The following is a 24,923-nucleotide window of genomic DNA, read 5'->3' as shown; positions in this document are numbered from 1 at the left end:
CGCGCGCTGACACTTCCTCCTTACATTCTGACTTGCAGGCTCGCGCTTGTGCCTACGCCCGCGCGCGGGCCGCGCCCTCAATCGTCGGCGTCGCCGGCACGCTGTGCCAGCGCCAGCTGATACAGCGCGCCGGTGTCCGCGCCGGTGATCGCGGCCGCCAGCTTGGCGGCGCGCTTGGCTGGCAACTCCGCCAGCAGCAGGGCCAGCACGCGCTGCGCTTCGGCATCCGGCAGGGCATCGCTTGCGGCGCTGCCGGCACCTTCCACCACCAGCACGAATTCCCCCTTGGCCCGGTTCGGGTCGGCCGCCAGCCAGGCCGGCGCCTGCGCTACCGGCATCACGGCGATGTCCTCGAACAGCTTGGTCAGTTCGCGTCCGACCAGCAGCCGGCGCTCGCCCGGCAGGCCCGCGGCAAGCGCCGCAAGCGTGTCGGCGATGCGGTGCGGCGCCTCGTAGCAGACCCAGGCGTGGTCCAGTGCCGCCAGCCGGGCGATCGCCTCGGCGCGCGCCTTGGGCTTGGGGGGCAGGAAGCCGGCAAAGGTGAAGCGGCCCGCGCCGGCCTCGAGCAGGTCGCCCGCCACCGACAGCGCCGCCACCGCCGCACTGGGACCGGGCAGGGGCACCACCGGATGGCCGGCGGCGCGCACCGCCTCGACCAGCCGCGCGCCGGGGTCGGAGATGCCCGGCGTGCCGGCGTCCGAGACATAGGCGATGCGCTCGCCCGCCGCCAGGCGCTCGGCGATGCGGCCCGCGGCCTCGCGCTCGTTGTGCTCGTGCACCGCCACCAGCGGCCGCTGCAGGCCGACGCGCGACAGCAACTGGCCGGTATTGCGGGTGTCTTCGCAGGCCACCGCGTCGGCCAGCCCCAGCACATGCAGCGCGCGCAGCGACAGGTCGGCGACATTGCCGATGGGCGTGGCCACGACATAGAGCGTGCCGGCCGGGTACGACTGGCTTGCCGCCAGGGAGATCCAGTCACTCATGCTTGAGAACTTCCGTTGATGCGATCATTCAAATCCACCACGCAGGGGCCGGGCGGGCAGGCGCCCAGCCGGCAGGCGCGCGGGGCGCAGGCAGAGGACCGGGCCCTGGCTCACTTGCGGCGCCAGGGCCTGGAGCCCGTGGTGCGCAATTATCGCTGCAAAGGCGGCGAGATCGACCTGGTGATGCGCGCGCCCGACGGCACGCTGGTGTTCGTCGAGGTGCGCCAGCGCAGCGGGCGTGGCTTCGGCGGCGCCGCGGCCAGCGTCACGCCGGCCAAGCAGCGGCGCGTGCTGCTGGCCGCCGGGCACTACCTGGCCACGCTGGCGCGGGTGCCGCCGTGCCGCTTCGACGTGGTGGCGCTGGAACCCGGTCGGCTGGAGTGGCTGCAGCACGCCTTTGACCTGGATGCCGCCGGGGCTGGGTCATAATGCACGGCAAACATGAGGGCGATTCGCGGATCGCCATGGCAACAAGCGGGCCCCCAGAGCCATGAGTATCGAAAGTATCCAGCAACAATTTCTAGACAGTGCCGAAGCCAAGCGACAGGCCGCGGCGGTGATGGCCCCCTATATCGACGCCGCGGTGGAACGCATGGTCGGCGCGCTGACCAGCGGCAACAAGATCCTGGCCTGCGGCAATGGCGGCTCGGCGGCGCAGGCGCAGCATTTCGCCGCCGAGCTGGTCGGGCGCTTCGAGCGCGAACGGCCCGGCCTGGCCGCGATCGCGCTGAGCACCGACAGCTCGATCCTGACCGCGATCGGCAACGACTACGACTTCAGCAAGGTGTTTGCCAAGCAGGTCGAGGCGCTCGGCCAGCCCGGCGACATCCTGCTGGCGATTTCCACGTCGGGCAACTCGGACAACGTGATGGCCGCCGTGGCCGCCGCGCGCCAGCGCGAGATGGCGGTGGTGGCGCTGACCGGCAAGGGCGGCGGGGCCATCGCCGGCCTGCTCGACGAATTTGACATCCACCTGTGCGTGCCGAGCGAGCGCACCGCGCGCATCCAGGAAGTGCACTTGCTGACGCTGCACTGCCTGTGCAACGGCATCGACGAGGCACTGCTCGGAGAGGCGTGATGCCGGGCCTCCGCCGACCCTCATTTCCAACATTCAGCCAGAGCAAGGACCGCATGACTCATCTGCCCACTACGCAAGCTTCCCGGAATGGCGCGCAGGCGCGCCATCCCTTCCGCCCCCTGGCCAGTTTCGGCCTGGGCCGCGCCGGCCTGGCCGCGGCCGCGCTGGTGTGCGCCACGCAGCTGGCCGGCTGCTTTCCGGTGATTGCCGGCGCCATGGGCACCGGGGTGGCGATGGCCACCGACCGCCGCCCGGCCGCCACCCAGACCGTCGACCGCGGCCTGCAGCTGGAGGCCGAGAGCACCATCAACTCGCGCTTCAGCGGCCAGGCCCGCGTCAACGTGACCGTTTTCAACCGCAAGGTGCTGCTGACCGGCGAAGCGAAGAACGACAGCGTCAAGCAGCAGATCGAGCAGTACGTGCGCGGCCTGCAGAATGCGCGCGTGGTGATCAATGAGCTGGAGGTGGTGAACTCGCCCGGCTTCATGACCCAGAGCCAGGACGCCTACCTGACCAGCAAGGTCAAGACCCTGCTGATGACCGCCGAAGGCGTGCCATCCAACTCGATCAAGATCACCACGGAAAAGAGCGTGGTCTACCTGCTGGGCGTGGTCACCAGCGCCGAGGGCGACCGGGCCACGGACGTGGCGCGCAATGCCTCGGGCGTGACCAAGGTGGTCAAGGCCTTCGACTACGTCAACGACACCGAGCGTGCGCGCCTGGATGCGGCCTCGACCTCGGAAAACCCGTCGTTCGACGGCAGCGTCGGCACGCCGGCGCCGGTGCAGTCGGTGCCGGGCGTGGGCGGGCCGATCGATGCGCCGGCCGGTGCCGCACCGGGTACCGCGGGCAGCGCGGGCGCCACCACCGCGCCGGTGGCGGCTCCGGTCACCTCGCCGGTGGCGCTGCCGCCCGGCCGCAACCTGCCCTGAAGCGCGCAACGCTCGCCCGCCCCGGCCGGTCAAGACGGCGCCCGCATATGCGGGCGCCGTTTTTCGTTCTGCGGTTTGCAACGCACACCGGGCCCGGCCGATGTGCTACGGTTGCCACGCTGGCTGACAGCGCTGACTGCAACAGCGCTGCGCCGGCCCCCAGACGGAGCGAGACCATGACAACAACGATCCCCCGGCCTGCCTGGCATATACCGCGCCGACTCGCGCTGCTCGCAGCGATGCTGTGCGCCCAGCCGGCGCTGTCGGCTGAGCCCGCCGGTGCCCCCGCCCAGCCCGCCGATGCCGCGCTGCGCGCGCGCAGCCAGGCCGCCGCCTGCACCAGCTGTCACGGCCCGGCCGGCCGGACCCCGGCGGGCAGCACGATTCCGCCGCTGGCCGGCCGCCCGCAGGCGGAGCTGGCCGCGCAGATGCAGGCCTTCAAGGCCGGCACGCGCCCGGCCACCGTGATGCACCAGATCGCCAAGGGTTATAGCGACGACCAGATCGCCGCGATCGCGGCGTGGTTTGCCGCCGTGCGCTGACAGGAGCGAGCCATGCACAGACGAAGCTTCCTCGGCGCCGCGGGCGCCGCAGTCCTGGGTACGGCCGGGATCCGGCCGGCACGCGCCGCGGCCCGTGCCAGGGTGGTGGTGGTTGGCGGGGGCTATGGCGGCGCCACGGCGGCGCGCTACCTGCGCGAATGGAGTGGGCAGGCGATCGAGGTGACGCTGGTCGAACCGAATCCGGCCTTTGTCTCGTGCCCGCTGTCGAACCTGGTGCTGGGCGGCAGCCGCCAGCTCGGCGACCTGACGCTGCCGTACGACGCACTGGTGCGCCGCCACGGCGTGCGGCTCGCGCGCGACACCGCGGTCGCCATCGACCCGGCCAGGCGCACCGTGCGCCTCGCGGGCGGCAGCGTGCTGCCCTATGACCGCCTGCTGCTGTCGCCCGGCGTCGAGATGATGCGCGAGGCGCTGCCCGGGCTGAAGCGGCCCGGCGGCGAGCAGATCCTGCATGCCTGGAAGGCCGGCCCCGAGACCGTCGCGCTGCGCCGCCAGCTGGAGGCGATGCCCGATGGCGGCACCTATGCCATCAGCGTGCCGCTGGCGCCGTACCGCTGCCCGCCGGGCCCGTACGAGCGCGCCTGCCAGGTGGCGCACTATTTCAGGCAGCACAAGCCGCGCAGCAAGGTGCTGATCGTGGACGCCAATGCCGACATCACCTCCAAGGCCGCGCTGTTCCGCCAGGTGTGGGCCACGCAATACCCGGGCATGGTGGAATACCGGCCGCAGCACGAGGTGGCCGATGTCGACCCCGCCACGCGCACGCTCAAGTTCGAGGTGCAGGACGATGTGCGCGCCGACGTGCTCAATGTGCTGCCGCCGCAGCGGGCCGGCGCGATCGCGGTGTCGGCCGGGCTGGCCACGGCCAATGGCAAGTGGTGCGAGGTGGATTTCCTCAGCTTCGAGTCGCGCGCCGCGGCCCATATCCATGTGATCGGCGACGCCATCCAGATCGCGCCGCTGATGCCCAAGTCCGGCCATATGGCCAACCAGCACGGCAAGGTCGCGGCGGCGGCGCTGGTGGCGCTGCTGTCGGGCCGCGCCCCGGACCCGGAGCCGCTGTACAACAACACCTGCTACAGCTTCACCTCCGACCGCGAGGCGGTGCATGTGTCCAGCGTGCATCGCTACGACGCGACGCAGAAGACCATGGTCACGGTACCGGGCTCGGGCGGGCTGTCGCCGGCGCCGACGGTGCTGGAGGGCGATTACGCGCTGGCCTGGGCGCGGGGCATCTGGGCGGAGATGCTGGCCTGACGGTGGCGGCGGTGCGGGCGGCACGGCTGCCCGCACAAAACCGCAAGAACGTGCAATGCCGCGCGCGCCGGCGCTGCTACGCTAGGCGTCCCGATCGAACTCGCGCGCCCGCGCACGGCATTCCCCATGCAAGCCAGAGACCGTCTCCTCGCCCTCGCCATCGTCTGCGTCTGGGGCGTCAACTTTGTCGTGATCAAGGTCGGGCTGGCGGGCGTGCCGCCGATGCTGCTGGGGGCGCTGCGCTTCCTGCTGGTGGCGTTCCCGGCCATCTTCTTCGTGCCGCGACCGCGCGTGCCGTGGCGGCTGCTGCTGGCCTACGGCGCCACCATCAGCCTGGGCCAGTTCGCCTTCCTGTTCTACGCCATGGCGGTAGGCATGCCGGCCGGGCTGGCGTCGCTGGTGCTGCAGTCGCAGGCCTTCTTCACGCTGGCGATCGCCGCCCTGTGGCTGGGCGAGCCGGTGCGTTGGCATAACTTTGCCGGCATGGCGGTGGCGGCTGGCGGGCTGGCGCTGATCGGCGCCGGTGCGGGTGGTGCGGGCGGCATGGGCGGCATGAGCGCGGCCGGCTTCGTGCTGACGCTGTGCGCGGCGTTCTGCTGGGCCAGCGGCAATATCGTCAGCAAGAAGATTGGCCCCGTGGACCTGCTCGGGCTGGTAATCTGGGGTGCGCTGGTGCCGATCGTGCCGTTCGCGCTGCTGTCGCTGTGGTTCGAGGGGCCGGCGCGCATCGTGCAAAGCGTGACGCAGGTGTCGGGCATGGCGGTGTTTGCGGTGGCGTACCTGGCGTTCGCGGCGACGGTGTTCGGCTACACCATGTGGGGCCGGCTGCTGACGCGCTATCCGGCCAGCCAGGTGGCGCCGTTGACGCTGCTGGTGCCGGTGGTCGGGCTGGTGTCGGCGCACGTGCTGCTGGGTGAGGACCTGTCCGGTACCCAGTGGACCGGCGCCGCGGTGGTAATGGCGGGGCTGCTGCTCAACGTGTTTGGCCAGCGCCTGTGGGCGGGCAGGTCGCTCGCGCGCCGCTGAACCGGCGCGCGCGGGGCAGCATGTTGTGCTGCATCAATGGGTAAACACTATATGCGCATTCACGCATATACGAATATATTGGACGGCATGGAAGAGCTGGATCGCGTGTTCGAAAAGGTTTCGGGTTACTTCAGCCTGCTGGCGGAGCCGACGCGGCTGAAGATCCTGCATGCCTTGTGCGATGGCGAGAAGCCGGTCAGCACAGTGGTCGAGACGGTGGGTTCGTCGCAGACCAACGTGTCGCGGCATCTCAACGCGATGTACCGCTCGGGCGTGCTGTCGCGCCGCAAGGAGGCGAACCTGGTGTTCTACGCCATTGCGGACGAAAGCGTGATCGAGCTGTGCCGCACGGTCTGCGTGCAGGTGGCGAGCCGGCTGGAGGACAACGCCTTGCCGTCCGGCGTGGTCGACCGCTTCATGGCACAGCCCGCGCCGCAAGCCCCGGCGCGCCGGCGGCGCACGGCAGGCTAGCCGAGCCACCACTCTTCCGGCAGCAAACGGAGGCGCCGCACCCGTTGCCGCGCCCTGTACAACAGGCACGCCGACCGGTCTGACCGACCGGGGCGAGCGCGCCGGAGGAGACCGCATTGCAGGAACGGAACCGGCCCGGGCGCATCGTGCCCGCGCCCGAGCACTTCGTCAGCGCATCGCTGCAGCAGGACATCGGCCGGTACGGCCTGGACGCGCCGCGGCGCGACTTCCTGCGCAAGAGCTTCCTGGGTGCCGCCGCGGGCATTGCCACGGCGGCGGCGGGCCGGCACGCGCTGGCCGCGGACGGCGATCCCGCTATCCTGCAGCCGCAGCCCTGGGCCACGTCCCTGGGGCAGCCGGTGGCGGCGCGACCCTACGGCCAGCCCTCGGTCCATGAGAAAAACCTGATCCGGCGGGAGTCGCCCGGCCTGACCCGGGTGTCGGCGGCTTCGGTGGCGTTCGCGCCGCTGCAGGGATTCTTCGGCATCATCACCCCCAACGGCCTGCACTTCGAGCGCCACCACCAGGGCTGGCACGATATCGACCCGGCGCGCCACCGGCTGATGATCAACGGTCTGGTGCGCACGCCGCGGGTCTACACCATGGACGACCTGATGCGCCTGCCGGCGGTGTCGCGCATGCATTTCATCGAATGCGGCGCCAACACCGGCATGGAGTGGGGCAACGTGGCGGTGCCGACGGTGCAGTACACCCACGGCATGCTGTCGTGCTGCGAGTTCACCGGGGTGCCGCTGCGGGTGCTGCTGGACGATGCCGGCGCCGACCTGCGCCGCGGCCGCTACCTGCTGGCCGAGGGCGGCGACGGCTCGTCGATGACGCGCACCATTCCGATGGAACTGGCCGACGAGATCATCGTTGCGTGGGGCATGAACGGCGAGATGCTGCGCCCCGAGAACGGCTACCCGCTGCGCCTCGTGGTGCCGGGCGTGCAGGGTGTGTCGTGGGTCAAGTGGCTGCGCCGGCTGGAGCTGGGCGACCAGCCCTGGAACGCCAAGGACGAGACCATCCACTACGTCGACATGATGCCCGACGGCAAGCTGCGCCAGTACACCTCGATCCAGGAGTGCAAGTCGGTCATCACCACGCCGTCGGGCGGGCAGCAGCTGGTCGGCAAGGGCTTCTACAACATCAGCGGCCTGGCGTGGTCCGGGCGCGGACGTATCAAGCGGGTCGATGTCTCGACCGACGGCGGGCGCAACTGGCGCACCGCGCGGCTGGAGGCGCCGGTGCTGTCCAAGTGCCTGACGCGCTTCAACCTGGACTGGGTCTGGGATGGAGGGGACAGCGGCCCGGCCATCCTGCAAAGCCGCGCCATCGACGAGACCGGCTACGTGCAGCCGAAGCTGGGGCAGTTGCGCGCGGTGCGCGGCACGCGCTCGATCTATCACAACAACGCGATCCAGAGCTGGCAGGTGGCGGCCGGCGGCGAGGTGACCAATGTCCATGTGGGCTGAGCTCAGGGTCGCGGCGGCGCTGCTGCTGGCGGCCGGGTGCGCCGTGCCGCCATCCGCGGCGGCAGCCGGCATGAGTGAAGCGCGCGCGGCACTTGGCCGCACCGCCACGCCGGCGGAGCTGGCCGCGTGGGACATCGACGTGCGCCCGGACTTCAAGGGCCTGCCCAAGGGCAGCGGCACGGTCACGCAGGGGCAGAAGGTCTGGGACGGCAAGTGCGCGTCGTGCCACGGCGACTTCGGCGAATCCAACGAGGTGTTCACGCCGCTGGTCGGCGGCACCACCGCCGAGGACATCCAGCGCGGGCGCGTCGCCGGCATGACCGGCAACCAGCCGTACCGCACCACGCTGATGAAGGTCAGCACCGTCAGCACGCTGTGGGACTACATCCACCGCGCGATGCCGTGGAACGCGCCCAAGAGCCTGAGCGTCACCGAGGTCTATGCGGTCACCGCCTACCTGCTCCACCTGGGCGAGATCGTGCCGGCCGACTTTGCACTATCCGACGCCAATATCGCCGAGGTCCAGCGGCGCATGCCCAACCGTGCCGGCATGACCACCGAGCACGGCCTGTGGCCGGGGCACGGCCGGCCGGATACGCGCAACACCGCCTGCATGTCGCGCTGCGCGGACCAGGTCACGATCGCCTCGTCGATGCCGGACTATGCCCGCGACGCCCATGGCGACCTGGCGCAGCAGCAGCGCGCGTTCGGCCCGGTGCGCGGTATCGCGGCGGCCGGCGCGGCCAGGCCAGGCGGCGCGGCCGTGGCCGCGGCGGGGCCCGCGCCGGGCGCGCGCCTGGCCAGCCAGTATCAATGCGTGGCCTGCCACGCGATCGACCGCAAGCTGGTAGGGCCGTCGTTCGTCGACATCGCAGGCAAGTACAAGGGGCAGGATGCGCATGCGGCACTGGCGCGCAAGGTCAAGGCGGGCGGGCAGGGCACGTGGGGCGCCGTGCCGATGCCGCCGCAGCCGCAAATCCCGGATTCGGACGTGCAGGCCATGGTGGGCTGGATTCTTGAGGCAAAATAGCGGACTGGCCGCCGCAGTGCCCCCAGGCGGCGGCCAGTGTGTGCCGCCGGGCCATTGCAGCACGGCCGCGCGGCCTTTGCCGTCCCCACGGCTTTACAGAGCTTGGAGAGCTTAACAATGAAGCAGTTTGTCATCGCAGCGCTGATGCTCGGCGCCGCCGCATCGGCCCACGCGGTAGATGCCGCCAAGGCACAGGAGATCGCCAACAAGAACGCCTGCATGGGTTGCCACCAGGTCGACAAGAAGCTGGTCGGCCCGTCCTACAAGGAAGTGGCGACCAAGTACAAGGGCGACAAGAACGCCCTGGCGACCCTGAGCAAGAAGGTCAAGAGCGGTGGCTCGGGCGTGTGGGGTCCGGTGCCGATGCCGGCCAACGCCGCCATCAGCGACGCCGACCTGAAGACCGTGGTCGAGTGGGTGCTGGCAGGCGCCCCCGCCAAGTAAGACCGACTGCCATAGCGGGCAGTCCGCCGATGCACCGGGCCGGGCAGTGATTGCCGCGCGGCCTGGGACAACCAGCGGCCGGCCATGTACCGGCCGCATGCAACACCCCTGGAACGGTCCACGACCGACTGGAACGGAGTAGCCGGAGAGCAAGCAATGAATTCCAAACGACGAGAAGTGCTGCGGGTCACCGCTGTGCTGTCGCTGATGGCCGCCACCGGCCTGATCAGCGAAGCGCAGGCGGCCGAGTGGAACAAGAACGCCTTTGACGGCAAGAGCGTTGCCGACGTGATCAAGGCCCTCGGCGGCAGCGGCACCGAGAAAAGCACCGCCATCACTTTCACCGCCCCCGATATCGCCGAGAACGGCGCCGTGGTGCCGGTGGCCGTGACCAGCACCCTGCCGGATACCGAGCAGATCGCGATCCTGGTGGAAAAGAACCCCAACACCCTGGCCGCCGACTTCATCATCCCGGCCGGCACCGAGCCGTTCGTCTCCACGCGCGTGAAGATGGGCCAGACCTCGGTGGTGCACGCCGCGGTCAAGGCCGGTGGCAAGTGGTACGTGGCATCGAAGGAAATCAAGGTCACGCTGGGCGGCTGCGGCGGCTGACGCCGCGCCCCTGGACCGAGATTCCCGCCAAACTGCAACAGGAGAAACACATGGCAGACCCGATGCGCGTACGCGCCACCGAAAACGGCGGCGTGGTCGACGTCAAGATTCTGATGAAGCACGACATGGAGACCGGCCAGCGCAAGGATGCGTCCGGCAAGGTCGTCCCGGCCTGGCATATCCAGACCGTGACCGCCCAGTGCAAGGGCAAGGAAGTGTTCCGCGCCCAGTTCGGCCCGGCGGTGTCCAAGGACCCGTTCCTGAACTTCAAGTTCAAGGGCGGCGCCAAGGGCGACAAGGTCGCCGTGACCTGGACCGACAACAAGGGCGACAAGCGCACCGACGAGGCCACCATCGCCTGAGGCCGCGCGGTTCCGGTCTGCGTCCGGCCTGCGCCTGGCCTGTCGCCGGCACGTCGCGCCGTCCTCTGCTAAGGTTCGGGGCGGAATGCCGGGACGGACCCGGCCGGAAGGAGCATTATGCGGCGAGCATTTATTCGAGCATCGGCGGCCCTGGCCGCCATCGGCCTGGCAGCCAGGGCTTCGGCCCAGTCCGGTCAGTCGACCGCGGCCGGTGCGGGCAAGGGCGGGCGCGTGAAGGTGGTGTACCAGTTGTCGGAAGGCATCGACCAGGCGGTGCGCGCGATGGGCAACCTGCGCAACCACCTGAATGGCGCCCCCGGCACCAGGATCGTGGTGGTCGCGTTCGGCTACGGCGTCGACTTTCTCGTCGAAGGCGCCAAGGACGCGCGCGGCAACGGCTTCGAGAGCCCGGTGGGCGCGCTCGCGGCCGACGGCGTGGAGTTCCGCGTGTGCCGCAATACGCTGACCGCGCGCAAGATTTCCGAATCGCAGCTGTTGATGGAAGCCAAGGTGGTACAGGCCGGCGTGGTCGAGATCGCCCGGCTGCAGGCCGAGGAAGGCTACGCCTATATCAAGCCCTGAGCCGGGCTGGCGCTGCCTGAAGGCAAGACAAGAGAAGAACGGCCCGTCCACGAGGGCGCGGCCGCGAGGAGAAGCCCCATGAACACCATCCGAAGCCAGCTCCGGCGCGCCGCGCTGGCCGCGGCCGCCACCGCGGCGGTTGCAGGCGCCGCCGCCGTGCATGCGCAGGGCAGCACCGCCGACGAAATCGCCAAATACCGCCAGATGCTGGCCGAAGGCAATCCCGCCGAGTTGTGGGAAGCCGCCGGCGAAGAGCTGTGGAAGAAGCCTGCCGGCCCGAAGAACGCCTCGCTCGAGCAATGCGATCTCGGCAAGGGCCCGGGCGTGACCAAGGGCGCCTACGCCGAACTGCCGCGCTACTTCAAGGACACCAACAAGGTGATGGACCTGGAGCAGCGGCTGGCCCATTGCCGCATGACGCTGCAGGGGCTGAGCAAGGAAGAGGCCACCAAAGCCCCGTTCTCGTCGTCGGGCAAGCCGTCCGAGATCGAGCGCCTGGTGGCCTACCTGACCGGCGAGTCGCGCGGCGTGAAGATGAACGTGCAGCTCAGCCATCCGGAAGAGAAGCGCACCTATGCGCTGGGCGAGAAGATGTTCTTCTACCGCGGCGGCGCCTATGACTTTGCCTGCGCCACCTGCCACGCGGTCGACGGCCAGCGCATCCGCCTGCAGGACCTGCCCAACCTGCTGACCGACAAGGGCGCGCAGGCGGCCTACACCACCTGGCCGGCGTACCGGGTGTCGCAGGGCGAGGTCCGCACCATGCAGCACCGCCTGTACGACTGCCTGCGCCAGCAGCGCTTTCCCGAACCCGCCTATGGCTCGGACGTGATCACCGCGCTGACCATGTTCCTGGCGAAAAACGCCAACGGCGGCACCTACGACGGCCCGGCGATGAAGCGCTGACCAGTACGGGAGAGACACCATGCAACGACATACCAAGGCAGTGGCCGTCGCGGCCGTGGCCGCCCTGCTGGCAACCGGCGCCTCCGCACAGGAACGCGCGCAAGACAGCGCCAAGGCCCGCCCCGCCAAGGGCAAGCCCGCCGCCGTCAGCGGCGCCGACATGAAGCAGCTGATCGAAGACTCGTTCTCTTCGCGCGGCCCGGTCACGGTCGAGGGCGTGCTGAACCAGGACGGCATGCAGCAGGCCTGCAGCCAGTATCCCGACCGCACCCGGGTGCCGGCCAGGCTGGCGAAGAAGATCGAGGCCGCGGAGCTGAAGCAGGTCAAGTACCCAACCGACGACAAATGGCTGGGCGACTGGAAGGAAGGCGAGAAGGTCGCGCAGAACGGCCGCGGCATGCAGTTCACCGACCAGGTCGGCGGCACCAACGGCGGCAACTGCTACGCCTGCCACCAGATGACCAAGGCAGAGATCTCGTTCGGCAATATCGGCCCGTCGCTGTACCAGTACGGCAAGCTGCGCGGCAACTCGCAGGAGGTCATCAAGTACACCTGGGGCAAGATCTGGGACTCCAGCGCCTACGCCGCCTGCTCCAACATGCCGCGCTTCGGCCACAAGGGCATCCTGACCGAGGCCCAGATCCGCGACGTGATGGCGCTGCTGCTCGACCCGGCCTCGCCGGTCAACCAGTAACGCCGTGCGCGCGCCCGCCATGCTGCTGCGCGCGCTGCTGGCCGCGGGCCTGTTCATGGCCGCGGCCGGCGCCGCCGCGCTGGAAGTGGGCGACACGGTGCGCCTGCCCGAGGTCCGCACCCTCGACGGCCGCACGCTGAGCGCGGCCGCGCTGGCGGGCAAGCCGCTGGTGGTCGAATACTGGGCTACCTGGTGCCCGTTCTGCGCGATGCAGAACCCGCGCCTGCAGAAGCTGTACGAGCGCACGCGCGGCACGCCGCTGCAGGTGCTGGTCATCAGCATCGACAAGGACCCGCGCGAGGCCGCCGATTACATGAAGAAGCGCGGCTACACCTTTCCCGCGACGATGGATTCCGCCGCGCTGCAGGCCGTGTTCGGCAAGCGCAAGGGCCTGCCCGAGCTATACGTGATCGACGCGCGCGGGCGCGTGGTGCAGAAGGAAGTGGGCGAGATGCTCGAAGACGACGTGGCCGCGCTGGAGCGTTACGCGAAGCCATAGCGATGCGATGCCGGACGCCATGCGCCCACCGGCACGCACTTATCCACAGGACGAGACATGAACCGACGCGAGTTCCTGCAGGTGCTGGCCATCGCCGGCGCCGGCGGCATGAGTTTTTCCCACCAGGACGCGCACGCCGCGCAGGCCGTCGAGTCGATGTACGACCTGCCTCGCTTCGGCAATGTCCACCTGCTGCATTTCACCGACTGCCATGCGCAGCTGCGGCCGGTGTACTTCCGCGAACCCAGCGTCAACCTCGGTATCGGCGACTACGCCGGCAAGCCGCCGCACCTGGTCGGCGAGGCCTTGCTGCGCCATTACGGCATCCGCCCCGGCACGCCGCAGGCGCATGCGTTCACCTATCTCGATTTCAACGAGGCCGCGCGACGCTACGGCAAGGTCGGCGGGTTTGCGCACCTCGCCACGCTGGTCAAGCGGCTCAAGGCGGGCCGGCCGGGCGCGCTGCTGCTCGACGGCGGCGATACCTGGCAGGGCTCGGCCACGGCGCTGTGGACCAAGGGGCAGGACATGGTTGATGCGGCGCTGGCGCTCGGTGTCGACGTGATGACGCCGCACTGGGAAATGACGCTCGGCGCCGAGCGCGTCAAGGAAATCGTCGACAAGGACTTCAAGGGCAAGGTCGCGTTCCTGGCGCAGAACATCAAGACCAACGACTTCGGCGACCCGGTGTTCGATCCGTACGTGATCCGCGAGATCAACGGCGTGCCGGTGGCCATCATCGGCCAGGCCTTCCCGTACACGCCGATCGCCAACCCGCGCTACTTCGTGCCGGACTGGACCTTCGGCATCCAGGAAGAAAACCTGCAGCAGGTCATCGACGCGGCGCGCGGCAAGGGCGCGCAGGCGGTGGTGCTGCTGTCGCACAACGGCATGGATGTCGACCTGAAGCTGGCCTCGCGCGTGCGCGGGCTCGACGCCATCCTCGGCGGCCACACCCATGACGGCGTGCCCGCGCCGGTGGCGGTGAAGAACGCCGGCGGCACCACGCTGGTGACCAATGCCGGCTCCAACGGCAAGTTCCTCGGCGTGCTCGATTTCGACGTCAAGAACGGCAAGGTCGCGGACTTCCGCTACCGGCTGCTGCCGGTCTTCGCCAACTACCTGCCGGCCGACCCGGCCATGAATGCGCTCATCCACAAGGTACGGGCGCCGTATGAAAAGAAGCTGTCCGAAGTCCTCGCCGTCAACCGCGGCCTGCTGTATCGCCGCGGCAATTTCAACGGCACCTTCGACCAGCTGATCCTGGATGGCCTGATGCAGGTGCAGGGCGCGCAGATCGCGTTCTCGCCGGGCTTCCGCTGGGGCACCACGCTGCTGCCGGGCCAGGCCATCACCATGGAACACCTGATGGACCAGACCGCCATCACCTACCCGTACACCACTGTGACGGCGATGAGCGGCGAGACCATCAAGACCATCCTCGAAGACGTCGCCGACAACCTGTTCAATCCCGATCCGTACTACCAGCAGGGCGGCGACATGGTGCGCGTCGGCGGGCTGCAGTACACCATCGATCCCGCCGCCGGCATGGGCAAGCGCATCACCGACATGCGCCTGGCGGGCAAGCCGCTGGAAGCGGGCAAGACCTACAAGGTAGCGGGCTGGGCGCCGGTCGCGGAGCAAGCGCGGGAGGCCGGCGGGGCGCCGGTCTGGGACGTGATGGCGCAGTGGCTGCGCAACACCCGCGAAGTCAGCGCGCGCCCGCTGAACCTGCCGCGCGTGCGCGGCATGGACGGCAATGCCGGCATCGCGGCGTGATGTGGCAAACAGCACGCACGGCCGCGCGGAGGATTGAAGCGCGCCGCCCAAGTACGCTACAATCCTCCGCGACGGGCCGATAGCTCAGCTGGGAGAGCGCTGCGTTCGCAATGCAGAGGTCGGGAGTTCGATCCTCCTTCGGTCCACCAGAATTCTTCGCAAGTCCGTAATTCGAACGAATACCCCGGAGCCGCCAGGCTGCCGGGGTTTTTTGTTGGCGGCGTTCCCGCCGTCCCTCCTCACAACGCCGCAGCGACCTGCGCCGGCAGCGTTTCCAACCCCAGCAACTCCCTGAACCCCGCCTCGTGATGCCGCAGCGCATGCGGCGCATACCAGGCGTGGGCGGCCCGGCCGATGCGCCAGGCGGCATCCGGGTCCGGTGTCATGGCCTGGATCGACGGCAGGTAGTGCCCGGGCGTGATGCCATCGTGCACGCCGCTGCTGCGGGACAGCAGCACCGGGCAGACCGCGTGGGCGCAGTAGGCGGCAAAGACCCCGCTCTTGGCGGCATAGTCGACGGGGTAGGCCAGCACCCCATAGGTCGATACCGACAGCAGCCGCGCCGCCTCGGCGGCGTCGAGGCGGCCGTGCACCACCGCGCCGCGCCGGGCGATGCGGGCGGCGAGGCCGGTGTCGGCGAGGGGCGGGCCGATGTCGTGTAGCGTGAAGCCGGCGCTGCCGACCCAGTCGAACAGGGCCTCGCCCGCCTCCTGGTACGTCTGGGCGCGCAGCGCGGTGCCCCCGAGCACCACCACGGCGGCTTGCCGGTCCCGCTGCGGCACGCCGCTTTCCCCCAGATTGGAAAACACCGGCAGCACCCGGTGCGGCCGCGCCGGCGCGTGGGCGTTGAGCCAGCGCGCCGACCCCTCGCGGTTGGTCACCCAGAAGTCGGCCAGCGCTGCCAGTTCGGCGGCAATGTAGCGCTGCACCGGTGAGAGCCAGAATGCCGAGCGCCATGGCGCGCCGTCGGCATACAGTTCGTGGAAGAAGACGCCGAGGCGGCGGATGTGCGGGCGCGCCTCGCGCAGGCGCCGCAGCAGCCACAACGGCGTGCCGCGCGTGGCGTAGCCGTAGCCAACGTAATGGAGGATCACGTCGGCGCCGGCCAGCGCGGCTGCCGGCAGGTCGGGCGTCGCCTCGAGCAGCTTTCCCTGCAGCAGCCCGTTGAGCGTCGCGGCATAGTCCCTGACGCCACCTTCGCCGGGCGCGACCAGGCTGATGGGGGCGCCGATGCCGCGGGCGTTCAGGTCGTGGACGGATGGATTCGGCATTGGGACGGGCTCCTTGCGCATATGGCGAGGTTGTCATGTCCCCGGGCAGGCAATCTGTGCTCCAGCGCACGCCGCGTCACGGCGTGGCCGGCGTCGGCCCCAATGGAAAAGGCCCGCACGGCGAACCGTGCGGGCCTCGAACAAGCGCTATCAGGGGGTGAAGCTTGCCGGGATCAGCCGGCGCGCTTCAGGCTGACATGGCGCTCAGGGTACATTGCTCTGGGTGAAGTTGAACGGCTTGCCGGCCACCGCATAGGAACCGCCGAACTCGAACTCTTCATTGCCCGACTGGCCCACGCCGATATACAGCGGGGTGTTGCCGCCCTGGAGGTTGATCGGCGCATAGCGATAGTTCAGCACCTGCTTGCCGGCATAGTCGGTCACCGAGAACACGCTGGTCAGCAGCGGGCTTTGCTGGGTTTCAGACACCGTGATCGGATCGACCATACGCGAATCCTGCAGCGTCTTTTCGACCGTCAGCGTTGCCATGTCGACCAGCTGGACCTTCTGCTCGCCACGGGACACCACCCACAACTTGGTGTTCGAGTTGCCGAAGCTCTCGCGATTCACCTGGTGGATCATGCTGGTCGGGTTCTTGCCCACTTGCAGGCTGGTCACTTCCTTGATCAGTTCCGGATCGAGGTTGGTACCGGACTGCACGCCAGCCACCGAGATCGCGTGGATCACGCCGTCTTCCGTCGCCACCCAGGCCTGGCCGGGGTTGGCCAGCAACGATACCCTCACCGCGGTCGGCTTTTCGGCCAGGCTCATGGTCTTGACGATGGTCGGAGCGTAGTTGTCCACCGAGAACGTCTGCGGCCATTGCGAGTCTTCCAGGCCGGTATTGTTCAGGGTGTTCTGCAGATCGCTGAAGCTGCCTTCGAAGTAGGTGTTGTTGACCTTGTCGAACAGCGGCTTCAGGTCCAGGAACACCACCTTCTTTTCCGACTTCGAGATCACTGCGGCCACGCCGGCGCGGGAGATCAGGTCGGCGTTGACGCCACCCACGGCGTAGCTCTTCTGGTTGGCTTCGCTCAGGCCAGGCGTCGCTTCGTCGCGACCCAGGCTCGCGCCGCGGTCACCCACCGGGTCACGCATCCAGCCCTGGGTGGTGTTGTCCTGCATGACGCTGAAGTCGGTCACGGCGGAAATCTCCGTCGGGGCCTTCATATCCGGCAGGTCAACGAAGCCCAGCAGCTTCATGAAGACGAAGTTCGACATGTTGCGGAAGCCCGGATAGAGGCCATGCCACGACATATCGCTGGAGTCATACGGACCGCCCACCTGGCTGCCGTCGGCGAGGCTGCCCAGCGCAATCACCGCCACCTGGCCCTTCAGGTTCTTGGTGTCCCAGATGGTCACCAGGGCAAATTCGGAATTCGACGTAATGGCGATGGCCGTGGGCACCTTGCCCTCCGGCAGCTTCACCGACGCCGAGTGCGAAGCCGTATTCATGCCGACCGAGGCAATCAGGCCGTTCTGAAAAGCCACCAGCGATTGTGCGCAATCGTGCTCGCTGCAGCGGCCCATGGCGATCGGCTGCGTTGGCATCGCGCCACCGTTGGCCGTAACGTGTTCCTTCAGCAGCGGATTGGTGGTGGCATGGCCCCAGAACCACGGGGTCTGCGGCTTTTCGGCAATGGTGCCGGCGCTCAGCGCGAGCGTCAGCAGCGGCGTGACGCCGGAGTCCGACGAGGAGTCCGCGCGGAAAATCACGTCGCCCATGTTGCTGCCGTAATCATTGCGGGCGCAGTCGATATTACCCAGCTGATAGATCACGTTGGTGCTGGTATCCATCGTGGCGCCGGGGTAATCCTGCTGGAAACAGGTATTGCCGTGCGGGTAAAAGGTCTTGTCCTCGGGTTTCCACACCGTACCAACCGCTGCGGGGGCGGAATTACTCGGGCCGTAGCGATAAGCCATGGCTTTTTCGCCCGAATAATCCGAGGCAATAGCGACATATTCGTCGGCATTCAAATTGCCCGAGCCGTCGAAAATCTCGTCGGCGACTTGAGTGGATTCCGCTGCCGGAGTGGTCGGGCCACGCGAAGCTTCGGTCGACGAGGTGCTACCGGAGGTGGTGGCATCGCTGCCATCGCCACCACCGCCGCATGCCGTAAGCACCACAGCGGCACAGGCGGCAGCCAGGAAGTTCAGGCTCGGCAGAATGTAAGAATTGCGCGCTCTGCGCAGGTCGGATGGGTTATCGCGAGGTAGATTTTTCCCAGTCATTGATTTTTAAGTGAATGGATAAAAGATGAAAGTGAATAAACATCACCACGCCCGTTCTTGTGCCGGTTTGCAGTGTGCGCGACCAATTGCAGTGGCATAAAAAGCGGATCGGGTTAACCCCTTGGAAAACCCGGCAGCGGCGATACTAGGGGTACGTGTCCGAGACCGTACAGGCTGGTAACAATGGGTTACGTGTGATTTTCGGGCGGCGCACCTGTGCACTATTGCGGTGCGCACATGCGGCGTAACGATTACTCGCGTCTGGATCACATGTAAGGATTTGTTCGATTTGTGGACAGGCTTCCGTACGCGGCAATATCATCGCGCGCGATTTTCACGGCTGACAAAACGGGTAATCGGAGGGATTTGAAACAGCTCCGGGCGGGTATTTAATGCCAGCGCGGCGCCAGTAGGGCGAGGGTTAATGCCACCTGAATTCCACATGAATGCCAGCGGCACGTGGCGTTAAGCGCCACGCGCGGTGGGTCCGGGAGGCCGGCGCCTGCGGCTCGCTTCGCGCGGCGCCATACGTTATCGTTGAGCCGCTTGGAGCCCTCCGCGCACACCGGCGTGAGTGGCCGACCGCGCGCACCAAAGCCGACCTCGTCCCATGCAAGCCACCAGGAAATCGTTCGTCGGACGCATTAGCGAACAGCTGGACCAGTTGTCGCCATCGGAGCGCCGGCTGGCGGAGTTCGCGCTGGATTTCCCCGGCGATCTCGCGGGCTATACCGCCTCGGAACTGGCCGGGCTGGCCAATGTGTCGAATGCCACCGTGACGCGCTTCGTGCGCCGCATGGGCTATGCCTCGTATGACGACGCGCGCAAGCATGTGCGCTCGGAGAAGAGCGCGGGCTCGCCGCTGTTGCTGGCCGCCACCGAAAGCGCAGCCGGCGCGGATATCATGCGAAACAAATAAATCAAACCGTCCGGAGCAGCTGCCCCGGCCCGAAAAAGAAAGCGCCTGGGGGCGCATGGAGGCAAGGCATGGGTGCGGAAGTCATGGTTTCTTCAGCGCAGCCGCGGCTGCAGCAACTGGAGCGGGCGCTGGACGATATCGGCGTCACCCCGTCGCAAAAGAAAATCCTGGCGCTGATTTTGACCAGTACGGAATCGACGCCATGTTCGGCATGATGGCCGGCAGGTACGCGGTGTTCGCGCTGGTGCTGCAGTTTGCCCCCGAAACTTTCGGCCGGGCGCTGGATGGCGCCGACGATGAGCCCGGCGACGCACCGCGGCATCCGGCCGGCCAGTCCGCCGCCAGCCAGCACTCCTGAGTCCCGAGACGCGAATGAGCCATATCCTGCTGATCAACCCGAACACTTCCAGCGCCACCACGCAGATGATGGTCGGCATCGCGCGCGCCTGGCTGGCGCAGCGCCTGGCCGCGCCGCCGGCCGTGGTCGGCGCGACGGTGGCGCGCGGCGCACCAATGATCGTCGACGATAACGATCTGGCGGTGGCCGCCGGCGCGGTCAATGACGCGGACATGGTGCGCCTGGCTGGCCTTGCCGGAGGCGTGATCGTCGGCGCCTTCGGGGATCCGGGCCTCGACGCGCTGCGCGCGCAGGTGGCGGCGCCGGTGGTCGGCATCGGCGAGGCCGCGATGCGCGCCGCCGCGGCGGGCGAGCGGCGCTTCGGCATCGCCACCACCACGCCGCGGCTGGCGGCATCGATCGAATCCGGCGTGCGCCGGCACAGGTTGGAGGCCTGGTTTACCGGCGCGCGCTTCACCGATGGCGACCCGCGCGCACTGGGCAGCGCGCCGCAGCAACAGGAGGAACGGCTCGCCGGCGCGGTGCAGGCGTGCATCGACGATGGCGCGCAGGCCGTGATCATCGGCGGCGGGCCGCTGGGCAAGGCCGCGCGGGCGCTGGAACAGCGCTTCGCGATACCCGTGATCGGGCCGATCCCGGCCGCATGCGAAGCGCTGGCCCGCGCCCTGGGGCTGGCGCCGCGCCAGGGGCCGGCGGATGCGCCGGCTGCGGCCGCGGCCGGCGCTTAAGCCACCAAAGGCGGGCTAGGCCACGCGCGTCGGCCGCCGGGCCTTCATCGCCGACGGGCGTACCTGTTGCAGCGCGCGCAGTGACTGCAGGGCATCCTCGACCGCTTCGATGCCGTCGCGCAGGCGGCCGGTGGCATAGCCCAGGCGGCTTTGCGCATCGGCATCGGGCGTAGAAAGGTTTTCGAGTGCGTCGACTTCCGCCTGCATCTGTCCGACCAGGCGGCGTAGCTGGGATGTGCTGTGCGAGGCTAGCGAACGGATCGCCATCGTGAGAGCCCTCCTTGCAAAGACCGGGTGCGCCCGTTGGCGCGGGTCCGCACGCTCCGTGCGGTGCCCGTCCTTTCTACGGTAAAGGCGGCGCAATAAGTTAGCCAGCGCTGTTACGAAATCGGCACGATGGCGCGGCCCGACCGAGCGTCGCTGCCGCGCCGCGCTGCCCGCAGGTTCGGCTATAGTCACCCGATGGATTCGCACTCGCCCCGCATGCACGCAAAACCGGGCAGCCTGCCCGACGACGACGCCACGCCGGCCGCGCAAGCCGAGGCGCGCCATCGCGCCGGCCGTAACAGCACGCTGGTCAGCGTGGCGGTCAATATCGGCCTGACCGCGGTGCAGGCGGTCGCTGGGGTGATCTCTGGCTCGCAGGCGCTGATCGCCGACGCCGCTCATTCGCTGTCCGACCTGCTTTCGGACTTCGTCGTGCTGGCCGCCGGCTGGCAGAGCCGCAAGGACCCGGATGCCGACCACCAGTACGGCCACCTGCGCTTCGAGACCGCCGCCTCGCTGGCTCTGGGCGTGCTGCTGCTGACGGTGGGGGCCGGCATGCTGTGGGCGGCGCTGGGCAAGCTGCAGTCCGCGGGCGGCGCGCAGCCGGTGCAGCCCGTGGCGCTGTGGGTTGCGCTGGCCACGCTGGCGTCCAAGGAACTGCTGTTCCGCTACATGCTGGCCGTGGCGCGGCGGGTGCGCTCGAGCATGCTGGTGGCCAACGCCTGGCATGCGCGCTCGGATGCGGCGTCGTCGCTGGTGGTGGCGCTCGGCATTGGCGGCAACCTGCTGGGCTACCACATCCTCGACCCGATCGCGGCGATCGTGGTCGGGCTGATGGTGGCGCGCATGGGACTGCGCTTCGGCTGGAACGCGCTCAACGACCTGATGGACCGCGCCGCCGACGAGGAAACCGTCGCCGCGATTCGCGCCACCATGCTGGCCACGCCCGGCGTGCTCGGCCTGCACGAACTGCGCACGCGCAAGATGGGCGACCAGGTCCTGGTCGACGTGCACCTCGAGATCGACGCCACCCTGACCGTGGCGCAGGGTCATGCCATCGCGGTGGAAGCGCGGCGCCGCACGCTGGAACACCACCACGTGCTGAACGTGATGACGCACGTCGACCCGGTATACGTGGTCGCAACCACGGCCGATGGCTGAGCCCAGGCTGTGGACAGCTTGGCCCAAGCCTGGGGATAACCGGCCGGACAAGCTGTGTCGCGCCTGGGGACGCGCTGTGGGACGTATACGAACAACTCGCGGGGGCGCGTGGCAGATGTATACGTTACCGCCGTCTTGTCCCGGCAAACCAGGGTTATCCCGGAGTCGTTATCTTCGCTGCAAGTCACTGACCCGGAAGGGAAAAGGTGACTTATCCACGGCCCGGAGCCCGGTTTACCTACTACTACTATGTTTACATACGTAAACAATATAAAGACGACAGCCAGGACCTTTGCGCTAGACGGTATTGCCTGGGCGGTACGTATACGGGGCGGCCCGTATACCGGCTAGCGCGGCACCTTGAACGCCTTGCGCGCAACCAGAACCTGCGCGCGCGTGGCGCAGCCCTCCTGGTGGTCGTTGACGAGGCCCATGGCCTGCATCAGCGCATACATCGTGGTGGGCCCGACAAAGCGCCAGCCGCGCTTCTTCAGGTCCTTGGATAGCGCGGTGGACTCGGGCGAAATGGCCATGGTGCGCAGTACCTCTGGCGTCAGCACCTTCGGCCGGCTGGCCGGATCGGGCTCGAAGCGCCAGAAGTAGGCCGCCAGCGAGGACTCCGATTCCAGCAGTTCGCGGGCCCGCTGGGCATTGTTGATCGCGGCTTCGATCTTGCCGCGGTGGCGCACGATGCCGGCATCGCCCAGCAGGCGAGCGATATCGCGCTCGGTAAAGCGCGCAACTTTCTCGATGTCGAAATTGGCGAACGCCTTGCGGAAGGCTTCGCGCTTGCGCAGGATGGTCAGCCAGCTGAGGCCGGACTGGAACCCTTCCAGGCACAGTTTCTCGAACAGCCGGCGGTCGTCGGCTACCGGAAAGCCCCACTCGGTGTCGTGGTAGTGGCAGTAGTCCTCCAGCGTGCCGCACCAGCCGCAGCGCACCGGCGCGCCCGGCGCTTCCTTGTTGCTCGTCATGCGTACCTTTCCAGTATTGAATAATTGAAGCGCCGGCCAGCCTCTCGCCGGCCGGCGCATTTGCTGCGATCATGCCCGCACCTGAGAGATTGCGGAAGGCTGAAAATGGACATGCGATTGACCACCCTGGACGAGGACGGATGGGAGCTCGACGACGCCGAGCCCATCGCGGCCGCCCACCCAGATACCTTCTGGCTGCCGCCGCGCGCTGAACGCGACGCGCTTGCCGCGGGCCAGCAGGTCAAGCTGATCTTCCGCATCCTCGTCGCCGACGAGGATGGCAACGAGGAAGTCCACGTCGAGCGGATGTGGGTCAATGTCACCGGGCGCGAAGGCGCGCTCTATACCGGCGAGCTCGACAACCAGCCGTACTGCACCGACGAGATGAATCCCGGCATGCCGCTGTGTTTCGAGGCCCGGCACGTGATCCATATCTATCGTGAAGGCGACGAGGACGCCTGAGCCGAACTTGAGCGACCGCCAGCCGGCCACAAAAAAGCCAGCCTCGCGGCTGGCTTTTTCGATGAAGACGCGCGGCGCGCTCAGGCCAGCCGCTTGCCGGTCCGGTCGTGCATGAACACCAGCGCGACAAAGCTGACCACGGCGGCGGCGACCACGTAGTAGGCCGGCGCCAGCTTGTTCTGGGTCGACTCGATCAGCCACGTCACGATCAGCGGGGCGAAGCCGCCGAAGATGGTCACGGCGAAGTTATAGGCCAGCGACAGGCCGGTCGAGCGTACTTCGGTCGGGAACTGCTCGGCCAGCACCGCAGGCGCCGGGCCGGTAAACGCCGCCAGCAGGATGCCCAGCACGATCTGCACCTGCAGCAGCGTCTGCGTGGTCGGCGCCACGTTGAGCCAGTGGAACAGCGGATAGGCGAGCACGCCGATCAGCAGCGCCACCACGCCCAGCATGCGCTTGCGGCCGACGCGGTCGGACAGCATGCCCATCAGCGGGCACAGCACCAGGATGATGGCGCCGCACAGCGCGGTCGACTGGAACGTCGCGCCCAGCGGCAAGCCCAGCTGCTGCTTGGCGTACGACGGCATGTAGAACACCAGCACGTAGGTGCAGACCGTCCACAGGATGGTCACGCCGAGGCCGGCCAGCACCTCGCGCGGGTGGTCGCGCAGCACCTGCGAAAGCGGCGAGAACTTTACCTGCGCGGCCTTGCGGGCGGCCTGGCGCGCCTCGAACTCGGGCGGCTCGTGCAGGTGCGAGCGGATATACATGCCCACCGGCCCGATCAGCAGGCCGAACAGGAACGGGATGCGCCAGCCCCAGGCGTCGATCTGTTCCGGCGACAGGCCGTTGGTGACCAGTGCGCCCATGGCCGCGCCCAGCATGAACGAGATGCCCTGGCTGGCCTGCTGCCAGCTGGCGTAGGCGCCGCGCTCGGCGTCGGGCGCGTGCTCGATCAGGAAGGCGGTGGCACCGCCCACTTCGCCGCCGGCGGAAAAGCCCTGGATCAGCCGCGCGACCACGATCAGCGCCGGGGCCCACAGGCCGATCTGGTCGTAGGTCGGGGCCAGGCCGATGATGACCGTGCCCAGCGCCATCAGCAGGATGGTCAGCGTCAGCGCCGCCTTGCGGCCGACGCGGTCGGCATAGACGCCCAGCACGATGGCGCCGACCGGGCGCATGAAAAAGCCCACGCCAAAGGTGGCGACGGTGAGCAGGAACGAGGTCAGGTCATTGCCGGTGGGAAAGAACAGCTTGGCAATGATCACGGCAAAGAAGCTGTAGACGGTGAAGTCGAACCACTCCAGGCCATTGCCGATGGTGGCGGCGATGATCGCCTTGCGGCGGGTGGCGTTGGTCAGTTCTGGAACGGGGGCGGTAGTCGCGGTCATGAAGCGTTGGTCATGCGAGGAAACCGCCATATTAAGCGATTCCTTAATCGCAGGCCTGCGCGCCGTCGCGCGCGACTTCAGCCGGGCAGTGCAGGTTCAGTCGCCCGCTGCTCCGGCTTTGGCGGGCTCGCGGGGACAGTCTCGGCGCAAGCCGAGGGGGCGGGGGCAAGGCGGCGTCGTGTGAGCCACAGCAGCAACGCGCTGGCCACCCAGCCCGCCACGAACACCGTGTCTCCGGCCCGGTTCAGCCAGGCCGGCGCGGCCGGCATGCCGGTCACGGACAGAAGCAGTCCGGCCGGCAGTCGCGCCAGGATCCACAGCGCCACGGCGGGCATGCTGCCGTAGACGCCCGGTTGCCACCACTGGCCCGGGATGAGGTTGTGCCGTCCGGCGCGGCGCGGATTGCGCGATGCCACCCTAGTCTCCTGTTGCGGAATTCCCTGCGGAGTGCCAGCAGGGGGCTTCCG

At 68.4% G+C, this 24,923-nt stretch carries 30 protein-coding genes and 1 tRNA gene; 24 read left to right on the top strand and 7 right to left on the bottom strand.

All coding sequences use genetic code 11. From position 1 onward, the window contains the following. Positions 1-77 precede the first annotated feature (77 nt). A complete protein-coding gene (rsmI, locus tag CBM2588_RS00345; RefSeq protein ID WP_115678878.1) occupies positions 78-983 on the bottom strand; it encodes a 16S rRNA (cytidine(1402)-2'-O)-methyltransferase in 906 nt (301 codons plus the stop codon). Between the two features lie 18 nt (positions 984-1,001). On the opposite strand from rsmI, the gene CBM2588_RS00340 reads away from it, so the two are divergent. The 18 genes from CBM2588_RS00340 (at position 1,002) to CBM2588_RS00255 (ending at position 14,842) form a co-directional block, all read left to right on the top strand. Further along, complete coding sequence (locus CBM2588_RS00340) at positions 1,002-1,412, top strand: YraN family protein (protein ID WP_115678877.1); 411 nt, start codon at positions 1,002-1,004, stop codon at positions 1,410-1,412. Positions 1,413-1,473: 61 nt separating this feature from the next. Further along, positions 1,474-2,061, top strand: a complete 588-nt coding sequence (locus tag CBM2588_RS00335; RefSeq protein ID WP_115678876.1) for a phosphoheptose isomerase — start codon at positions 1,474-1,476, stop codon at positions 2,059-2,061. Between the two features lie 53 nt (positions 2,062-2,114). Then, entirely contained in the window at positions 2,115-2,993 is an 879-nt protein-coding gene (locus CBM2588_RS00330; protein ID WP_115678875.1) for a BON domain-containing protein, read from the top strand. 176 nt (positions 2,994-3,169) lie between these two features. Further along, a complete protein-coding gene (locus tag CBM2588_RS00325; protein ID WP_115678874.1) occupies positions 3,170-3,535 on the top strand; it encodes a c-type cytochrome in 366 nt (121 codons plus the stop codon). Positions 3,536-3,547: 12 nt separating this feature from the next. Next, entirely contained in the window at positions 3,548-4,813 is a 1,266-nt protein-coding gene (locus CBM2588_RS00320) for an NAD(P)/FAD-dependent oxidoreductase (protein WP_115678873.1), read from the top strand. 126 nt (positions 4,814-4,939) lie between these two features. Further along, the gene (locus CBM2588_RS00315; RefSeq protein WP_115678872.1) at positions 4,940-5,839 is read left to right on the top strand and encodes an EamA family transporter; all 900 of its coding nucleotides are present in this window, start codon (positions 4,940-4,942) and stop codon (positions 5,837-5,839) included. 51 nt (positions 5,840-5,890) lie between these two features. After that, positions 5,891-6,310 carry an ArsR/SmtB family transcription factor gene (locus CBM2588_RS00310; RefSeq protein ID WP_018006140.1) on the top strand — a complete coding sequence of 140 codons (420 nt, stop codon included), beginning with the start codon at positions 5,891-5,893 and terminating at the stop codon, positions 6,308-6,310. Between the two features lie 116 nt (positions 6,311-6,426). Beyond that, the gene (gene soxC / locus CBM2588_RS00305) at positions 6,427-7,785 is read left to right on the top strand and encodes a sulfite dehydrogenase (RefSeq protein WP_115678871.1); all 1,359 of its coding nucleotides are present in this window, start codon (positions 6,427-6,429) and stop codon (positions 7,783-7,785) included. Continuing rightward, positions 7,769-8,815 carry a c-type cytochrome gene (locus CBM2588_RS00300; protein ID WP_115678870.1) on the top strand — a complete coding sequence of 349 codons (1,047 nt, stop codon included), beginning with the start codon at positions 7,769-7,771 and terminating at the stop codon, positions 8,813-8,815. The genes soxC and CBM2588_RS00300 overlap by 17 nt, the downstream gene beginning before the upstream one ends. A 117-nt stretch (positions 8,816-8,932) precedes the next feature. Further along, positions 8,933-9,259: a c-type cytochrome gene (locus CBM2588_RS00295; protein WP_035826540.1), complete on the top strand. Its 327-nt coding sequence runs from the start codon at positions 8,933-8,935 to the stop codon at positions 9,257-9,259. Between the two features lie 156 nt (positions 9,260-9,415). Then, on the top strand, positions 9,416-9,871 hold the full coding sequence (soxY, locus tag CBM2588_RS00290; protein WP_018006136.1) for a thiosulfate oxidation carrier protein SoxY: 456 nt from the start codon (positions 9,416-9,418) through the stop codon (positions 9,869-9,871). 50 nt (positions 9,872-9,921) lie between these two features. Next, positions 9,922-10,233: a thiosulfate oxidation carrier complex protein SoxZ gene (gene soxZ / locus CBM2588_RS00285; RefSeq protein ID WP_025586032.1), complete on the top strand. Its 312-nt coding sequence runs from the start codon at positions 9,922-9,924 to the stop codon at positions 10,231-10,233. Positions 10,234-10,350: 117 nt separating this feature from the next. Continuing rightward, positions 10,351-10,815 carry a DsrE family protein gene (locus tag CBM2588_RS00280; protein ID WP_115678869.1) on the top strand — a complete coding sequence of 155 codons (465 nt, stop codon included), beginning with the start codon at positions 10,351-10,353 and terminating at the stop codon, positions 10,813-10,815. Positions 10,816-10,893: 78 nt separating this feature from the next. Then, a complete protein-coding gene (soxA, locus tag CBM2588_RS00275) occupies positions 10,894-11,721 on the top strand; it encodes a sulfur oxidation c-type cytochrome SoxA (protein ID WP_115678868.1) in 828 nt (275 codons plus the stop codon). 19 nt (positions 11,722-11,740) lie between these two features. After that, entirely contained in the window at positions 11,741-12,415 is a 675-nt protein-coding gene (gene soxX / locus CBM2588_RS00270; RefSeq protein ID WP_115678867.1) for a sulfur oxidation c-type cytochrome SoxX, read from the top strand. A 4-nt stretch (positions 12,416-12,419) separates the two neighbouring features. Further along, the gene (locus tag CBM2588_RS00265) at positions 12,420-12,914 is read left to right on the top strand and encodes a TlpA family protein disulfide reductase (RefSeq protein WP_115678866.1); all 495 of its coding nucleotides are present in this window, start codon (positions 12,420-12,422) and stop codon (positions 12,912-12,914) included. 57 nt (positions 12,915-12,971) lie between these two features. Beyond that, positions 12,972-14,693, top strand: coding sequence for a thiosulfohydrolase SoxB (gene soxB, locus CBM2588_RS00260; protein WP_115678865.1), 1,722 nt, complete (start codon positions 12,972-12,974; stop codon positions 14,691-14,693). A gap of 73 nt (positions 14,694-14,766) precedes the next feature. Further along, positions 14,767-14,842: transfer RNA gene (locus CBM2588_RS00255), tRNA-Ala, on the top strand. Between the two features lie 90 nt (positions 14,843-14,932). On the opposite strand, the gene CBM2588_RS00250 is transcribed toward CBM2588_RS00255, so the two are convergent. Together CBM2588_RS00250 and CBM2588_RS00245 are read right to left on the bottom strand one after the other, a co-directional pair. Beyond that, positions 14,933-15,964: a hypothetical protein gene (locus tag CBM2588_RS00250; RefSeq protein WP_115678864.1), complete on the bottom strand. Its 1,032-nt coding sequence runs from the start codon at positions 15,962-15,964 to the stop codon at positions 14,933-14,935. Positions 15,965-16,168: 204 nt separating this feature from the next. Beyond that, entirely contained in the window at positions 16,169-17,887 is a 1,719-nt protein-coding gene (locus CBM2588_RS00245; protein WP_115681342.1) for a hypothetical protein, read from the bottom strand. 919 nt (positions 17,888-18,806) lie between these two features. On the opposite strand from CBM2588_RS00245, the gene CBM2588_RS00240 reads away from it, so the two are divergent. The 4 genes from CBM2588_RS00240 (at position 18,807) to CBM2588_RS00225 (ending at position 20,201) form a co-directional block, all read left to right on the top strand. Next, positions 18,807-19,115 (top strand): MurR/RpiR family transcriptional regulator, encoded by a 309-nt coding sequence (locus CBM2588_RS00240; RefSeq protein ID WP_231942080.1) that lies wholly within the window; start codon positions 18,807-18,809, stop codon positions 19,113-19,115. A gap of 68 nt (positions 19,116-19,183) precedes the next feature. After that, positions 19,184-19,330 (top strand): hypothetical protein, encoded by a 147-nt coding sequence (locus tag CBM2588_RS00235; protein ID WP_172583541.1) that lies wholly within the window; start codon positions 19,184-19,186, stop codon positions 19,328-19,330. Continuing rightward, the gene (locus tag CBM2588_RS00230; protein WP_172583540.1) at positions 19,318-19,473 is read left to right on the top strand and encodes a hypothetical protein; all 156 of its coding nucleotides are present in this window, start codon (positions 19,318-19,320) and stop codon (positions 19,471-19,473) included. The genes CBM2588_RS00235 and CBM2588_RS00230 overlap by 13 nt, the downstream gene beginning before the upstream one ends. Before the next feature lie 14 nt (positions 19,474-19,487). Next, on the top strand, positions 19,488-20,201 hold the full coding sequence (locus tag CBM2588_RS00225; protein WP_115678863.1) for an aspartate/glutamate racemase family protein: 714 nt from the start codon (positions 19,488-19,490) through the stop codon (positions 20,199-20,201). Between the two features lie 15 nt (positions 20,202-20,216). Here CBM2588_RS00225 and CBM2588_RS00220 read toward each other — a convergent pair whose 3' ends face one another. Next, the gene (locus tag CBM2588_RS00220; protein WP_018006124.1) at positions 20,217-20,468 is read right to left on the bottom strand and encodes a hypothetical protein; all 252 of its coding nucleotides are present in this window, start codon (positions 20,466-20,468) and stop codon (positions 20,217-20,219) included. 216 nt (positions 20,469-20,684) lie between these two features. Between CBM2588_RS00220 and CBM2588_RS00215 the strand changes: the two genes are divergently transcribed. Further along, complete coding sequence (locus CBM2588_RS00215; RefSeq protein ID WP_231942079.1) at positions 20,685-21,629, top strand: cation diffusion facilitator family transporter; 945 nt, start codon at positions 20,685-20,687, stop codon at positions 21,627-21,629. A gap of 347 nt (positions 21,630-21,976) precedes the next feature. Here CBM2588_RS00215 and CBM2588_RS00210 read toward each other — a convergent pair whose 3' ends face one another. After that, positions 21,977-22,603 carry a DNA-3-methyladenine glycosylase I gene (locus CBM2588_RS00210; RefSeq protein WP_115678861.1) on the bottom strand — a complete coding sequence of 209 codons (627 nt, stop codon included), beginning with the start codon at positions 22,601-22,603 and terminating at the stop codon, positions 21,977-21,979. 105 nt (positions 22,604-22,708) lie between these two features. On the opposite strand from CBM2588_RS00210, the gene CBM2588_RS00205 reads away from it, so the two are divergent. Further along, a complete protein-coding gene (locus CBM2588_RS00205) occupies positions 22,709-23,065 on the top strand; it encodes a DUF2314 domain-containing protein (RefSeq protein WP_115678860.1) in 357 nt (118 codons plus the stop codon). 80 nt (positions 23,066-23,145) lie between these two features. Here the strand turns inward: CBM2588_RS00205 and CBM2588_RS00200 are convergent, their stop codons facing one another. Then, positions 23,146-24,456 carry an MFS transporter gene (locus tag CBM2588_RS00200; RefSeq protein WP_115681341.1) on the bottom strand — a complete coding sequence of 437 codons (1,311 nt, stop codon included), beginning with the start codon at positions 24,454-24,456 and terminating at the stop codon, positions 23,146-23,148. Positions 24,457-24,533: 77 nt separating this feature from the next. Beyond that, on the bottom strand, positions 24,534-24,872 hold the full coding sequence (locus CBM2588_RS00195) for a hypothetical protein (RefSeq protein ID WP_115678859.1): 339 nt from the start codon (positions 24,870-24,872) through the stop codon (positions 24,534-24,536). Positions 24,873-24,923 lie beyond the last annotated feature (51 nt).

Source organism: Cupriavidus taiwanensis (assembly GCF_900250075.1).
GTDB classification, from domain to species: Bacteria; Pseudomonadota; Gammaproteobacteria; order Burkholderiales; family Burkholderiaceae; genus Cupriavidus; species Cupriavidus taiwanensis_C.
This window is presented reverse-complemented; position numbering and strand designations above follow the sequence as displayed.

Coding starts and splice junctions, on each gene's coding strand:
- CBM2588_RS00310 (WP_018006140.1), top strand. CDS start 5,891: ATGCGCATTCACGCATATACGAATATATTGGACGGCATGGAAGAGCTG.
- CBM2588_RS00235 (WP_172583541.1), top strand. CDS start 19,184: ATGGGTGCGGAAGTCATGGTTTCTTCAGCGCAGCCGCGGCTGCAGCAA.
- CBM2588_RS00200 (WP_115681341.1), bottom strand. CDS start 24,456: ATGACCGCGACTACCGCCCCCGTTCCAGAACTGACCAACGCCACCCGC.
- soxA (WP_115678868.1), top strand. CDS start 10,894: ATGAACACCATCCGAAGCCAGCTCCGGCGCGCCGCGCTGGCCGCGGCC.
- CBM2588_RS00330 (WP_115678875.1), top strand. CDS start 2,115: ATGACTCATCTGCCCACTACGCAAGCTTCCCGGAATGGCGCGCAGGCG.
- CBM2588_RS00300 (WP_115678870.1), top strand. CDS start 7,769: ATGTCCATGTGGGCTGAGCTCAGGGTCGCGGCGGCGCTGCTGCTGGCG.
- CBM2588_RS00315 (WP_115678872.1), top strand. CDS start 4,940: ATGCAAGCCAGAGACCGTCTCCTCGCCCTCGCCATCGTCTGCGTCTGG.
- soxZ (WP_025586032.1), top strand. CDS start 9,922: ATGGCAGACCCGATGCGCGTACGCGCCACCGAAAACGGCGGCGTGGTC.
- rsmI (WP_115678878.1), bottom strand. CDS start 983: ATGAGTGACTGGATCTCCCTGGCGGCAAGCCAGTCGTACCCGGCCGGC.
- CBM2588_RS00240 (WP_231942080.1), top strand. CDS start 18,807: ATGCAAGCCACCAGGAAATCGTTCGTCGGACGCATTAGCGAACAGCTG.
- CBM2588_RS00280 (WP_115678869.1), top strand. CDS start 10,351: ATGCGGCGAGCATTTATTCGAGCATCGGCGGCCCTGGCCGCCATCGGC.
- CBM2588_RS00250 (WP_115678864.1), bottom strand. CDS start 15,964: ATGCCGAATCCATCCGTCCACGACCTGAACGCCCGCGGCATCGGCGCC.
- CBM2588_RS00340 (WP_115678877.1), top strand. CDS start 1,002: ATGCGATCATTCAAATCCACCACGCAGGGGCCGGGCGGGCAGGCGCCC.
- soxX (WP_115678867.1), top strand. CDS start 11,741: ATGCAACGACATACCAAGGCAGTGGCCGTCGCGGCCGTGGCCGCCCTG.
- soxY (WP_018006136.1), top strand. CDS start 9,416: ATGAATTCCAAACGACGAGAAGTGCTGCGGGTCACCGCTGTGCTGTCG.
- CBM2588_RS00335 (WP_115678876.1), top strand. CDS start 1,474: ATGAGTATCGAAAGTATCCAGCAACAATTTCTAGACAGTGCCGAAGCC.
- CBM2588_RS00325 (WP_115678874.1), top strand. CDS start 3,170: ATGACAACAACGATCCCCCGGCCTGCCTGGCATATACCGCGCCGACTC.
- CBM2588_RS00225 (WP_115678863.1), top strand. CDS start 19,488: ATGAGCCATATCCTGCTGATCAACCCGAACACTTCCAGCGCCACCACG.
- soxB (WP_115678865.1), top strand. CDS start 12,972: ATGAACCGACGCGAGTTCCTGCAGGTGCTGGCCATCGCCGGCGCCGGC.
- CBM2588_RS00205 (WP_115678860.1), top strand. CDS start 22,709: ATGGACATGCGATTGACCACCCTGGACGAGGACGGATGGGAGCTCGAC.
- CBM2588_RS00320 (WP_115678873.1), top strand. CDS start 3,548: ATGCACAGACGAAGCTTCCTCGGCGCCGCGGGCGCCGCAGTCCTGGGT.
- CBM2588_RS00295 (WP_035826540.1), top strand. CDS start 8,933: ATGAAGCAGTTTGTCATCGCAGCGCTGATGCTCGGCGCCGCCGCATCG.
- CBM2588_RS00220 (WP_018006124.1), bottom strand. CDS start 20,468: ATGGCGATCCGTTCGCTAGCCTCGCACAGCACATCCCAGCTACGCCGC.
- CBM2588_RS00245 (WP_115681342.1), bottom strand. CDS start 17,887: ATGGCTTATCGCTACGGCCCGAGTAATTCCGCCCCCGCAGCGGTTGGT.
- CBM2588_RS00210 (WP_115678861.1), bottom strand. CDS start 22,603: ATGACGAGCAACAAGGAAGCGCCGGGCGCGCCGGTGCGCTGCGGCTGG.
- CBM2588_RS00230 (WP_172583540.1), top strand. CDS start 19,318: ATGTTCGGCATGATGGCCGGCAGGTACGCGGTGTTCGCGCTGGTGCTG.
- CBM2588_RS00215 (WP_231942079.1), top strand. CDS start 20,685: ATGCACGCAAAACCGGGCAGCCTGCCCGACGACGACGCCACGCCGGCC.